The organism is Paenibacillus glycanilyticus (assembly GCF_023715145.1).
GTDB classification, from domain to species: Bacteria; Bacillota; Bacilli; order Paenibacillales; family Paenibacillaceae; genus Pristimantibacillus; species Pristimantibacillus glycanilyticus_A.
In genome coordinates this window covers 144,995-157,849 of record NZ_JAMBNP010000009.1, presented here as the reverse complement: position 1 = coordinate 157,849, position 12,855 = coordinate 144,995, and the positions used below count along the sequence as shown (strand labels likewise).

The following is a 12,855-nucleotide window of genomic DNA, read 5'->3' as shown; positions in this document are numbered from 1 at the left end:
CGCCCCTAAGTTAGGGACGGCGCGACCGCATGACCAAATTATACTCCAGCGATAGCCTGGATGTTAGCCTTTCATGCTTTTTAAATTTTCTTGCCATTTCGTTGTTTTGAATGCTAGTAGCTTGTCGTAACCAATAGCCTCGGCATCCTTCTGAGCTTTGTCGAGAATCGCCAGAACTTCCTCGTCGCTCTTCGCATAAAGCGCCTTCGCTCTTGCTTCCTTATACAGCTCCTCGAAGCTTTGGGCGATAATGCCTTCCTCCGAATCCGGAGCCGGTGCGAGGTTAATATACTCCGTGGCATTCTTTTGCGTTTTCCACGTAATCGCATTTTGCCAGCGCGCTTCCCACGATTGCTGTTCTTCCGGAAGGGTAAGCTCGAATTTCATCTTGGAAGTATCAATAAAGACGGTGTTGCCGTTCCATTGGAAGTTAACCGTTGCGTCCATCATCTTCGTACGGCCTTCAACATCGGAGGTGTATGCATCCGTGAAGATTGGCGCGCCGTCAGCATCCGTGCCTTTCCAGTAGATTCCTTCCGGACCCCAGAACAATGTGCGAGTGCCTTCCGGACCCGTTAAGTAATCAAGGAACGCGAAAATCTTCTCCGGATCTTTAGCCGACTTCGTAATGACGCTGACGTTCCAGCCCAGCTGGGTATAAGTGCCCGACCAGATCTTGCTCTTGTCGAGGCCTGCCTTATGCACCGGCCAGATCATCATGTAACCCGAATTCGGATCCTTTTTCTTCAGCTCGGAATCGCCTACCGCACCGTATTCCGTTGGGCTTGCGCCGGCAAACACGGCAGCCGTTCCGTTATAGGCCTGCTCTTTTACCTGATCCTTCGTTTGCGTCAAAGCATCCGGTGACATCAGCTTCTCGCGGAACAGCTTGCTTGCGAACTGCATCGATTCCCGGAAGACCGGATCAAGGAACAAGGAAGTGAGCTTGTCGCCGCTTGGCACAGCGCGGTTAGCCACATAAGCCGGCGAGTAATCTTCGCCAAACGCGCCATAGAGGACATCGAGGCCTTGCCCATCGATAGCCAGATCCGGGTTGAACGGCGTTACGTTCGGATATTTTTCTTTAACCTGCTTCAGGTAGTTATAGAAATCGTCCGTGGTTTCAATGGCCGGGGATCCCAGCTCGGCATAAATCTTTTTATTCACGAGGTAGCCCGCGTTGCCGTTCGGCTGGGATGTATACCAGTTCGGGAACTGATAAATCTTGCCGTCCTTCGAACGAAGCATGTTGATGGCCTCTTCGCCCACCCATTTCTTAAAGTTCGGGTATTTGTCGAGGTAGTCATCAAACGGCACCAGCATGCCCGCTTCGCGCAGCTTCTCTACGTCTGCACCGCGGTCCATCCAGATCACGTCCGGAAGCTTGCCCGACGCAATCATCGTATTCAGCTTCTGGGCAGCGTTGCCGCCGGATTGAACAGGGGTAATATCGACCTTCATATTATCCTTGATCCATTTCGTGGCTTCATCCCCGCCCCACGCAGGCATCGAATACCAATCATAATGCCCGTAGAAGGAGAAGTTGATCGGCTCGCTGCCAAGCTTAAAGACAGACGGCTCACTTGCCGGCGCTTCGCTTGCAGCCGCAGTCTCGCTGTTTGTTGCCGCAGGTTCATTTGTTGCTTTATTGCCGTTGCCATTACCGTTGCCCGAACAGCCTGTCAATGCCATTACGCTAACCAACATGATTGCAAGTCCTGAATAAGCTGATTTCCGCCATGTACTCATCCTTCGTAAAACCCCTCTCTCCCTTAACTTTAATTATGTTCAGCGGAAGCGGATTTGTCGATCCATAAGATGGACAATCCGCCTCTCGTTGAAAACCGGATACTGCCTTGCTTGCGGAAACGCTTTATCCCTTCAAGGAACCAACAAGCACGCCTTTGACGAAATATTTCTGCACAAACGGATAGACCATGATGATCGGAATGGTCGCAACCATCATTGTCGCCATCGACAGCGACTTGCTGGTAATGCTCTTCATGGAAGACAAGCGGCTTTGGGAAGCCGAATCCAACTGGGAGAATTGCTCGGAAACAATATTGGAATTCAGGATTTGCTGAAGCATCGTCTGAATCGGAATAAGCTTCTCATCGGTTATGTAAAGGCTTGGATAGAACCAGTCGTTCCAATGGGATACCGCGGTAAACAAAGTCAGCGTGGCAATGACGGGACCGGACAGCGGCAGAACGATTCGGAAGAAGGTTGCCCAATAGCCGCATCCGTCGATCTGCGCCGATTCCTCAAGACCCTGGGGCAGCCCCATAAAGAACGTCCGGAAGATAATCATGTTCCATACGCTGATCAAGCCCGGGATGATAAAGACCAGGAAATTATCCATCATGCCAAGGCCGCGGATAAGAAGGAAGGTCGGAATAATCCCGCCGCTGAAGTAAAGCGTAACAATGCAGGCAATCATGTAGAACTTCCTGCCGATCAGCTCTTTCTTCGTCATGCCGTAGGCAAATATCGCGGTGAACAGGATAGATGCAACAGTGCCTATAACCGTCCGCATAACGGAGATATAGAAGCCGTTAATAATTCTCTTGTCCTGGAATACGATTTCATAATTTTCGAGCGTAAACGCTCTCGGCCAGAAGGTAACGCCGCCAAGCGCCGTATCCATGCCTTTGTTAAAGGAGACAACCGCGGCATTCCAGAACGGATAAAAGCTCACAAAGGCGATAACAGCCAGGCAGATATACACAAATACGGTTAAGCTTCGGTCGCTGAAGCTGGATTTAATACGCAATGCTGTCGGCCTCCTTTTTCACAGTGCAGTCAGGATACTCTCTGTCCTTACCATAGGCTGTTGCCCGTGCGGCGTGCCAGCAGATTGGCGAAGGCAAGAAGCCCCACGCTGATGATGGCTTTGAACAATCCTACCGCCGTCGCATAAGAGAAGCGCTGACCGGTTATGCCTGTTCGATACACGTAAGTGTCCAGAACATCCGATACATCGCGCAAAATCGGGTTAACGCCAAGCAGGAGCAGATCTTCGAAGCCTGCGCTCAGCAGATTGCCGATAGCCAGAATCATAAAGATGATAACGACCGGCATAATCGTTGGAATCGTAATGACATAGATTTGCTTGAACCGGCTGGCACCGTCGATTGAAGCGGCTTCGTACATGCTTGGGTCAATGCCGGCAATAGCCGCCAGATAGACGATCGAGCTGAAGCCTATTTCCTTCCAGACGCCGGTGGTAACGATGATCGTCCAGAAATATTCCGGTATAGAGAGAAAGCTGATCGGCTCCTTAATGAGGTTGAGAGATTGGAGCAGCATGTTCAGGCTCCCATTCTCCACCGACAGAATCGACATGGCAAAGCCCGAAACAATAACCCAGGATAAGAAATGCGGCAAATAGCTTACCGTCTGAACAAACCGCTTGAAATACATATTTTTCACTTCATTTAGCATTAACGCGAGAACGATTGGTGCAGGAAAACCTATTGCCAGCTTCAGTACGCTGATGATGATCGTATTGCGCATTACCCGTTCGAACTCCGGAGCATGGAAGAACATTTCGAAATGCTTGAATCCCACCCATGGACTGTCCAAAAACCCTTTAAAAATGTTGTAATCCTGAAAAGCGGTAAGCACGCCGTACATCGGGATATAGCTGAATACAAATATCAGCAGAAGCGCGGGAATGACCATTAGCTGCAAATCCCACTGCCGGAGGAATCGGCGAACCTTGGATTTGCTTTTCAACGCCTGCTGCTGTTTCGTGACGGCTGCTGTGATCTCTGCCATGGATGTCCCCCCTTATAAAAGAATTGCAACATGCTCTTCTATGGCAATTCCTACTTCGAAAGCACTTGCTTATGTCTATATTGTAAAAGCTTGCAGAGAGGCTTACTATTTGCCTGACCAACGAAAAATGATACTTTTCAATCAAATGATGTTATTATTCATAACACTTCTCCGATGTGAATACGGTTCCATTTTTGGACAAGCAATTTGAATCCGTTTCCAACTGACATCGATTGAAAGGTGTATGATAAAGCCGAAAACAAAAAAACTGCCCCGGAAGAACCTCAGACTGTTTCCGGTCTGCTGTTCCGCCAAGGGCAGCTCGATATGAGTATTCGTTGTATCTTAATACGTTACGAGAGAGAACACTTCTACGCCTTCCAGCTTCTCGCGGCCGGTCAAGTAAGACAGCTCAATCAGGAATGCCGCGCCAACAACTTCGCCGCCAAGCTGGCGGACAAGGTTCATCGAAGTCGCAATTGTACCGCCTGTAGCAAGCAGGTCATCCGCAATAAGCACGCGTTGTCCAGGAGAGATCGCGTCTTTATGCATCGCAAGGCTGTCATTGCCGTATTCCAGGTCATAGCTGGCTTGAATCGTCTCGCCAGGCAGCTTGCCGCTCTTGCGGATCGGCGCAAATCCAACGCCAAGCGCAGTTGCAAGCGGAGCGCCAACAACAAAGCCGCGCGCTTCCGGGCCTGCAATGATATCGATCTGCATATGCTCAACCGCTTTGCGGATATCTTCGATAGCGGCACGGTACACGTTGCCATCCTTTAGAAGAGTCGTAATATCTTTGAAGCGGATGCCTGGCTGCGGAAAATCGGGGATCACCCGGATGTAATCTTTGAAATTAATGTCGCTCATGTTCTGTTCAATCCTTTCTCTACTTACCATATCAATTATGCCATTTCTTTGTTTGGAACATACGGCGAACGCAGCCTCTCGGCTTCGCGTTTTGCCTCTTGGTATCTTTCCGATGTTCCGAGATCGCGCTTCTGCGGTGCTTCGACGACAACAAAATGAGTGCCGTCTACCGCAATAAACCCAAGCTCAAGGAATACTTCCAGCATGACCGTAATTATCTGCTCGGGCCACCGGGATTGTTCAGAGAGATACGCCTCAAGGCCTTTTACCGGAATACGCTGCTTCCGTTTTAGAAGCTGGTATACCTGGCCAAAATGCTCCCTTTCGGGAAATCTGGCGAGTGCCCCTCCAAAATAGAGATCATGAATGTGCAGCTGCGCTTTGCGCTGGCCGTTCCATTCATTAATCGACAGCTCTCCGACCACATCCACCGGCAGACCGCTTTGCAGTTGTTCCGAGAGCTCGCCTAGTCCGAATCCTACCGCGTCCAAAGCGGTACGTCCGCTTCGGAGCGACAGCTTCAAATGCCTGGATTCCTTGCCCATCGTTCTGTAGTCCGAAAGCTCCGCGGATTGCAGCAGCAGCCTCGGGGAAGGATTGCCTGCCCCAAACGGCTCCAGCAGGGCAAGCTGACCGATCGTATGGACGCTGGCATCCTCCACCGCGCAGACGAGATCAATAGCCGTCTTTGGAATCCAATCCTGTTCGGTGAGCCATTCCAGCGCCAACTCCCCAAGCTTCTCTTCAAAAGCCTGCAGATTGTCCCGGTGAAGGCTCATGCCCGCTGCCGCCTGATGCCCGCCGTAATGATCCAGCAAGTGATCGCATTCCGTCAAGGCGGCATGAAGATCATACCCGTCAATCGATCTCGCGGACCCTTTGCACATTCCGTTGTCCGCATCAATGCCAAGGACGATTACCGGCTTGTAATACCGCTCCAATATCTTGGAGGCAACAATGCCGATAACCCCAACGTTCCAGCCTTCGCCAGCCAATACGATCACGGCAGGCTCGGCTCTTCCCGCAGCTTGCGCGGCCTTCCGCTTTCTCTGCCACTGCTGCTCGGCTTCCTTAACGATGCCATCCACGATTCGCTGTCTTTCCTTGTTCAGCACATCAAGGGAAGAAGCCGCTCGGATGGCCTCATCGTAATCACCCGTCGTCAGGAGCTCAACGGCGCGCTTCGCATGATCAAGCCGTCCTGCAGCATTAATGCGCGGCGCCATGCCGAAGGCTACTGTCGTGGACGTAACCTCATCCAGTTCAATCCCGCATGCTTCCGATAAGGCCCGGAAGCCGGTATTGCCGGTATTTCGCAGCCGGGCGAGTCCTGCCCGGACAAGCACCCGGTTCTCATCCGTCAGCGGCATAATATCCGCAATCGTGCCGAGACAGACAATATCCGTCCATTCCATCGGCGGACGTTCCATAAGCGCGTGGGCCAGTTTGAAGGCTACTCCAACTCCTGCCAATCCTTTGAAAGGATAAGGACAATCCTCGCGCTTCGGATTCACAACGGCAACCGCGTCCGGAATCTGTTCCGGCGGTTCGTGATGGTCCGTGACCACCATGTCAATGCCAAGCTGCTTCGCGTATTCAACCTGCTCATACGCGCTGATGCCCGTGTCCACGGTTACGATTAGACGAACGCCGTCCGCGGCGGCCAAGTCGATCGCCCCCTTGTTCAGGCCGTAGCCTTCCAGGGCGCGATGCGGAATATAGTAATCGAAGGTATACCCCAGCTCACGGAAGACATGAATCAGCAGGGAAGTGCTGGATACGCCATCCGCGTCATAATCCCCGTAAATCCGGATGAACTCGCCGTTCTCTGCAGCCTGCTTGATCCGGGTAACGGCTTCCCTCATTCCGATCAGCTGATACGGATCATGAAGCCGTTCCTCCCCGCCCCGCAGAAAGATTTCTGCGGAGTCCTTTTCCTTATAGCCTCTCTGAACCAGAAGCTTCGCTACAAGCGGAGGAACGCCAAGCTGCTCTGACAACAGTCCCGCCTGCCGTTCATCCTCTTTATTCCAAGGCGCCAAATTCCAGCGTGTTTTTGCTTGTATCACGCCGAGTTTCAACCCCTTTCCATTCTATTGCAGAAGCGTCGGCATATGCTCCTGATTCGGATCGTGATTCGACTTATACGGATAGCCGGGATCATACGGCTCCACATGAATCGTCACATCCGTTACATGGCCGAATCGCGTAAGCAGCAGCTGCTTAACCCGCTTTGCAATTTCATGGCCTTCCAGAACGGATATACGCGGATTCACACTAATAACGATGTCTGCTACTACGTAATGACCTTGCTCCTTGGCCTGAATCGATTCAACGGTAATAACCCCTTCTACTCGCTGAATGAGCTGCATCAGAACCTCGGTGTCTTCCGCCTTGGACTCTTCTTTCGAATCTTTGCGTACAAACCCGGTAATCGTACGATAGCCGCTCAGCATCACAATAACGGCTATAACAATCGCAGCCGCAGGATCCAGATAGTAGAGAGCCGGCAAGGCTGCCGCCTTGCCTAACATCGCTCCTCCTGCACCCACGAGGGCCGCCAGCGAGCAATATAAGCTGGAGCCTCTCTCCTTCCGGGAGAAGAACAGCTCCCTTGCAACCAGACATGCAAGAATCGCGGCGAGCGCACTCCAATGCGGCGGCTCATCTACCCCTTCCGAGATGGAACGGATTGCCGATATGCCGATCTCCAGACTGGTGATAAGAAAAAATACGGCCAGGAAAACATTCGTCAAGGCTTCCGTCCGCATCGTGCCGGCCTTCTTGTTCCCGCTCTGCTTAGCGGACGACAAAGCAAAAGCGGCGGCACATTCTGCCGCCGTTCGGAAGGCATCTGCGAGCAGCGATTTGCTGCCCGCGAGTCCGCCTACTATGCCTTTAAACAACGCCAGCGCCGCAGTTCCCCATAAGCCTGCCTGTTCGGCAGGCTTTGCCTCCGCAAATCGTTGTTCGGTTGACATTTATGCCTCCAGCGTGGAATGGGGCCGCTGGCGATGGAGCAACCAAGAGCTTCCATTCCACTTTGTTTAGTAGAGTAGCTATGCTTATACCGCTTTTTTTGCCGCTGCTTTCGTAGAAGGCTTTTGCTTGCTTTTCATAACCATCCACAGCGGAGCTGCGATACAGATGGAAGAGTAAGCACCGCTCGCAAGACCAATCATCTTGGCAAGGGCAAACAGCTTGATCGACTCGCCGCCGAAGATAAAGAGACAGGTAGCGATAACGAGTACGGCAAGAACCGTATAAACGTTACGCGCCATCGTCTGCCACAAGCTTTGGTTAACAAGCTCGCCAATCTGATCGGAGCTTTTTGTTTTGGCAAAACGAAGATTTTCGCGGATCCGGTCAAAAATAACGATCTTATCGTTAATCGAATAACCAATCGTTGTCAGTACGGCCGCGATAAACGGCAGGTCAACCTGGAGACGGAAAATCGAGAAAATCGTTACGACAACAAAGGCGTCATACAAAATGGCAATATTCGCAGCAAGCGCCATGCGCCATTCAAAACGGATCATGACATAAAGCATAATGGCCACGCTCGCGATAATAACGGCATAGATAGCTTTGATGCCAAGCTCCTGCGCTATATCCGGAGATACAACGTTCACTTCCGAAGATACCTTATCGCCGTATTTCGCTTTGAAGGCATCCTCGATCGCTTTTACCTTCGGCTGATCAAGAACGTCGTCGAAACGCGCCGATACACGGTCGCCGTTCGTGCCGCCAACCGTAGGCGTAATATCGGTATAGCCCGCCTGCCCGAGAATCTCTTTGGCATCCGCTTGACTAAGCTTCTTGCCAACGAGAATATCCATATTGGTGCCGGCTTTGAAGTCAACCCCGAAGTTCATATGGAAGATGCTGACCGACAAAATACCGATAAGCGTCAAAATAACCGAGAACATGAAAAACTTGTTGCGGTGTTTAATGAAATCGAATCGAACCTTTGCATTATAGAGCACGGATTTCTGCCTCCTTCACGCCGTAGTAGCCAGGTTTAGTAAAGAGGTTACTGCGGATCAGCAAGTGAATCAGCAGGCGTGCCAAGAAGATGTTGGTCACGATACTTACGAGAATACTGAAAATCATCGTCAGGGCAAAACCGCGGATCGCACCGTTACCGATGAAGTAAAGAACCGCGCACGAAATAATATTCGTCACGTTCGCGTCCATAATGGTACGGAAAGAGTTTTTCGAACCGGCCTTCAGGGAAGACAGCAGGCTCTTGCCGCTGCGAATCTCTTCCTTGATCCGCTCGTACATAATGATATTGGCGTCAACCGCCATACCTATGCCTAGAACAAACGCAGCGATGCCCGGTAGCGTCAAGGTCGCGTTCATCAGCTCGAATACAACCACGAGCAGCCAAGTGTAGGAGATAACGGTAATGCCTGCAACGAGGCCCGGGATACGGAACAGGATGACAAGGAACAGCAGTACGATAATGGTACCGATAATACCTGCGCCAACCGTATCTTCAAGCGATTTCTGGCCAAGCTTAGCGCCGACGCTTTGCGTATAGACCTCAGTCAGCTTCAAAGGAAGCGCGCCAAGGTTAATGGTATCTTTCAGGTTATTGGCCTCGTCAAGCGTGTAATTGCCTGAAATTTGAGCCGAACCGCCTGTAATCGGATAGTTGACAGAAGGGCTGGACAGAAGTTCTTCATCTAAGTAAATGGACAAGGTTTTTCCTGTCAGTTTCGTGGTCACGTCTTCGAATTTCTTAGCGTCTTTCAATTTAATGGTGATCATCGGATTGCCCAGCTGGTCAAACTCGACTTTTGCACCGTTTTGCACGAAGTCGTCGCCTTTCAGCTCGATCGTGCCGTCTGGACCGCGGAATGTCAGATTGACAGGCTTTTTCAGCATTTCTCTGATTTCCGTTTCGTCCGTTACCCCGGGAAGCTTCACGCGGATGCGGTTGCTGCCTTCGCGGGTAATCTCGGGCTCGGTCGTGCCCGTGGAGTCAATCCGCTGCTCCAGGCTGTGAGCCGTTTCCTTGAGCGACTCAGGCGTTACCTGCTCGCCGCCTTCAAGCGGTGAAGCCTCGTACAATACCTCGAATCCGCCTTTCAAGTCAAGACCGAGCCGGATATCCTTAACAAGAGCCGGGCTTGTCCAAGCGATAGCGCCAAACATGATGACAACGACCGCAAGGAAGGCGGTTAATCTCTTCCAGTTCATACGTACATAGTCCCCCTTATGATCTCAATATTCCTATTATACTTAGGTTGCACTTGCGTGTAAAATTAACACGCAAAAAAAAGAAACCCCTTCGCTCAGAAATGGTTTCCCCGATAAGCGCTAAGCGTCATAAAATTCATAAATTTTGTCACTTTTAATGACAAGATATCGTTTACGATTTGATGAAGCTCCGGCTGACCGGTTTTATTATACTTTTCGCTAACGCATTCCCAAATCTCTCTTCCCGTTACATGTTCATATCCGATGAGATGAAATTCTTCCGCCTTGCTGTTGCACAGCTGCTCGATCACGTCGTTCAGATCCTCATCTCTCACGGTTGTCTCCTCCTTCTAGCCCTGCAAATGTCATAACAAAAGCTGTTAACTATCCTCCTATCTATTCGCTGCCGCCTCCCTCTTTTCCTGCTGAAACTTTTGAATTGATAAATTTGGATGACTCCCTTGAACTCGGAATGACTCATGATTCGGACATGCCGCGCATAAAGATGTACGGAAAGCCTGTCTTCCTGTCTTGGGGTCAATAAGAGGATGGGATTATTGTAGAGATGAGGGCGACGTATGACGAAGCAATCGTTTATCAAAGGGGCTATGATCCTGCTGGCTGCCGGAATTATTAACCGGCTTCTCGGCTTTGTGCCGCGCATAGCGCTCCCGCGCATCATCGGGGCGGAAGGCGTGGGGCTGTATCAGCTCAGCTATCCGTTTCTGACCGTTCTGCTCACGGTTATTACGGGCGGCATTCCGCTAGCGATCACCAAATGGACGGCTGAGGCCGTGTCACGCAACGATTCGGCGCGGGTCAAGCAGATTTTCCGCGTGGCGATGGGCCTTACGATAGTTCTGGCTATCTTGATGACGGCCGCGCTTCTTCTGCTCGCCAAATGGATTACCACGCATGTGCTGCCCGATGCCAGGGTTTATCAGACGTTTATCGTCATGACTCCTCTCATGCTGATCATTGGTATTTCTTCGGTCTACCGCGGATATTTCCAAGGCATGCAAAACATGATACCTTCCGCAGCGTCACAAATTATAGAGACGATTATACGGATTATCGGCTCTCTTACCTTTGCTTCGATGCTGCTCCCAAGAGGAATCGAATGGGCTGCTGCCGGGGCTATGCTTGGCGTGGTCGTTGGAGAGATTGGCGCGCTTGCCGTCCTGTTCTGGACGTATGCGAGAGAGCATCGCAAGAAGCAAAAGCCTGCAACGGAACAAGCTTCCGTTCCGGCTGGAGCCAAACGCACGCCTGTGCTTCGCCGCCTTCTTGGCTTGTCCATTCCGGTTACAGGAAGCCGGATGGTCGGCTCCTTATCTTATTTGCTGGAATCGATTCTGACCGCCCGGAGCCTTGCAGCAGCGGGTATCGCAACCGGTGTAGCCACAGCGCAATACGGTGCCCTGCAGGGAATGATTATCCCGCTCCTGCTGCTGCCAACCGCTTTGACCTTCTCGCTTGCTTCCTCCCTCGTTCCTTCTCTATCAGAGGCTGCGGCCAGAGGAGACAAAGGAACGATTCATAAAAGAATGCATCAGTCGATGCGTCTTGCGCTGGTTGCGGGAGCGCCCTTTGTGGTCGTCATGTGGCTGTTCGCCGAACCGATCTGCCGACTCATGTATAATCATGCTGACATCGCTCCGATGCTGCGCTTGATGGCTCCAATCGGAATATTCATTTATTTGCAGGCTCCTCTGCAAGCGGCTCTTCAAGCCTTGAACAAGCCCGGTACGGCACTTATGAACACCTTTATCGGAGCTGCCGTCAAGCTGATTCTTATCGTCATGCTTGCCTCAAAGCCCGAGCTTGGCATATACGGCGCTCTTATTGCGATCAACGTCAATGTAGTGCTTGTGACGGTTCTGCATGGGATAAGCGTGCTGCGCTTTATCGGATTCCATATGCAAGCGCTGGATTTTGTAAAGGTTGGATCAGCCATGCTCATCATGGGCGCTGCTGCATTGTGGATTATGAATACCAAGCCACTAACGCTGGAGTGGATTAATCTCTTGCTTGCTTGCATGATCAGTGTCGTTATCTATCTGCTGCTTATGGTCTGGATGAAAATTATCGACCGCTACGATATCGCCCGCATTCCGCTGCTTGGACAGTGGTTTAAATGATGAAAAAAGCCGTGCCTCTAGTGGTCAGCTAGAAGCGCGGCTTTTTATCGGAATCAACAAACAGCTTGCCTTTATGGTCAATGGTGCAGAGGAAGACTTCCTTGAAATCATGTACGCCCTGCTCCTGCAGCACATTTTTCAGCCAAAATCTTGTCTTATCCAGCTTCGCCAGATTCTCATCCTGCACCTTGCCGTCCATAATGAGCGGTATAGGCAGCATCTCGAATCGGAATCTTGCAGGCACTTGCGACTGCGGCTCGATTATTGGTTTCTCTTCAGCAGCTATTTTCTGCTCCTCCATCCCCTTATCGCCATCCCCTTCCTTCTCGACTACCGATAATTTCCCGGTTGTCTCCAGAATGGCAAATTCCACATCGGCAACGTTGCTGATCTTGTTTTCCCTTAATTGGAGGAGCAGATCATCCAGATTATATCTTTGCTTGCGCATCACGTCCCGGTTAAGCTTCCCTTTGGCGATAATAAAGCTTGGCTTACCGTCAAACCATAGCCTAAGCTTGCGGTTCTTCAGGGCGAGAAAGGCCATCCCGATCTGGATAAGGAGCAGAACCACCATCGGCAGAATGCCTTCCCACATTGCCCGGTCTAGATCCTCAATAACAATGACCGCTATCTCCGCAATCATAACCGATATAACCAGATCAAATACGGATAGCTTGCCAATTTCCCTTTTGCCCATAAAACGCATGATCAGAAATACGACGAAGTAAATCAATACGGTTCGGAGCAGCACGCTCCAGTATTCCATCCTAACCGCCTCCTCGTTTTTGTCATGCCTGCATCAGAACAGCACGTACAGCTATTCTGACCTTCAGCCTGACACATCATGCGATTTAGGAAC

11 protein-coding genes are annotated in these 12,855 nt (G+C 51.1%); 1 reads left to right on the top strand and 10 read right to left on the bottom strand.

Annotated features, from left to right (window positions below; translation table 11 throughout):
• Window positions 1-63 precede the first annotated feature (63 nt).
• The 9 genes from M3194_RS22610 to M3194_RS22570 all read right to left on the bottom strand — a co-directional run bounded on the left by M3194_RS22610 (window position 64) and on the right by M3194_RS22570 (window position 10,190).
• Complete coding sequence (locus M3194_RS22610) at window positions 64-1,749, bottom strand: extracellular solute-binding protein (protein WP_251656349.1); 1,686 nt, start codon at window positions 1,747-1,749, stop codon at window positions 64-66.
• Between the two features lie 124 nt (window positions 1,750-1,873).
• Window positions 1,874-2,773 carry a carbohydrate ABC transporter permease gene (locus M3194_RS22605; RefSeq protein WP_251656348.1) on the bottom strand — a complete coding sequence of 300 codons (900 nt, stop codon included), beginning with the start codon at window positions 2,771-2,773 and terminating at the stop codon, window positions 1,874-1,876.
• A 47-nt stretch (window positions 2,774-2,820) separates the two neighbouring features.
• Entirely contained in the window at window positions 2,821-3,780 is a 960-nt protein-coding gene (locus M3194_RS22600; RefSeq protein WP_251656347.1) for an ABC transporter permease, read from the bottom strand.
• 345 nt (window positions 3,781-4,125) lie between these two features.
• Window positions 4,126-4,638 carry an adenine phosphoribosyltransferase gene (locus M3194_RS22595; RefSeq protein ID WP_091186338.1) on the bottom strand — a complete coding sequence of 171 codons (513 nt, stop codon included), beginning with the start codon at window positions 4,636-4,638 and terminating at the stop codon, window positions 4,126-4,128.
• Window positions 4,639-4,682: 44 nt separating this feature from the next.
• Window positions 4,683-6,716 carry a single-stranded-DNA-specific exonuclease RecJ gene (recJ, locus tag M3194_RS22590; protein ID WP_251656346.1) on the bottom strand — a complete coding sequence of 678 codons (2,034 nt, stop codon included), beginning with the start codon at window positions 6,714-6,716 and terminating at the stop codon, window positions 4,683-4,685.
• A 24-nt stretch (window positions 6,717-6,740) separates the two neighbouring features.
• Window positions 6,741-7,628, bottom strand: coding sequence for a cation diffusion facilitator family transporter (locus M3194_RS22585; protein WP_251656345.1), 888 nt, complete (start codon window positions 7,626-7,628; stop codon window positions 6,741-6,743).
• Window positions 7,629-7,712: 84 nt separating this feature from the next.
• Entirely contained in the window at window positions 7,713-8,633 is a 921-nt protein-coding gene (gene secF / locus M3194_RS22580; RefSeq protein WP_251656344.1) for a protein translocase subunit SecF, read from the bottom strand.
• Complete coding sequence (gene secD / locus M3194_RS22575; protein ID WP_251656343.1) at window positions 8,623-9,855, bottom strand: protein translocase subunit SecD; 1,233 nt, start codon at window positions 9,853-9,855, stop codon at window positions 8,623-8,625. Before secD ends, secF begins: the two co-directional genes overlap by 11 nt.
• Window positions 9,856-9,950: 95 nt before the next feature.
• On the bottom strand, window positions 9,951-10,190 hold the full coding sequence (locus tag M3194_RS22570) for a post-transcriptional regulator (protein ID WP_251656342.1): 240 nt from the start codon (window positions 10,188-10,190) through the stop codon (window positions 9,951-9,953).
• A gap of 243 nt (window positions 10,191-10,433) precedes the next feature.
• Here M3194_RS22570 and spoVB point away from each other — a divergent pair, with 243 nt between their 5' ends.
• Entirely contained in the window at window positions 10,434-11,996 is a 1,563-nt protein-coding gene (gene spoVB, locus M3194_RS22565) for a stage V sporulation protein B (RefSeq protein ID WP_251656341.1), read from the top strand.
• 28 nt (window positions 11,997-12,024) lie between these two features.
• On the opposite strand, the gene M3194_RS22560 is transcribed toward spoVB, so the two are convergent.
• Complete coding sequence (locus M3194_RS22560; RefSeq protein WP_251656340.1) at window positions 12,025-12,762, bottom strand: YetF domain-containing protein; 738 nt, start codon at window positions 12,760-12,762, stop codon at window positions 12,025-12,027.
• Window positions 12,763-12,855: the final 93 nt, after the last annotated feature.

Excerpts from the sequence above, each read along its gene's own strand:
- M3194_RS22610 (WP_251656349.1), bottom strand. The coding sequence starts at position 1,749 with ATGAGTACATGGCGGAAATCAGCTTATTCAGGACTTGCAATCATGTTG.
- M3194_RS22600 (WP_251656347.1), bottom strand. The coding sequence starts at position 3,780 with ATGGCAGAGATCACAGCAGCCGTCACGAAACAGCAGCAGGCGTTGAAA.
- M3194_RS22585 (WP_251656345.1), bottom strand. The coding sequence starts at position 7,628 with ATGTCAACCGAACAACGATTTGCGGAGGCAAAGCCTGCCGAACAGGCA.
- secD (WP_251656343.1), bottom strand. The coding sequence starts at position 9,855 with ATGAACTGGAAGAGATTAACCGCCTTCCTTGCGGTCGTTGTCATCATG.
- spoVB (WP_251656341.1), top strand. The coding sequence starts at position 10,434 with ATGACGAAGCAATCGTTTATCAAAGGGGCTATGATCCTGCTGGCTGCC.
- M3194_RS22560 (WP_251656340.1), bottom strand. The coding sequence starts at position 12,762 with ATGGAATACTGGAGCGTGCTGCTCCGAACCGTATTGATTTACTTCGTC.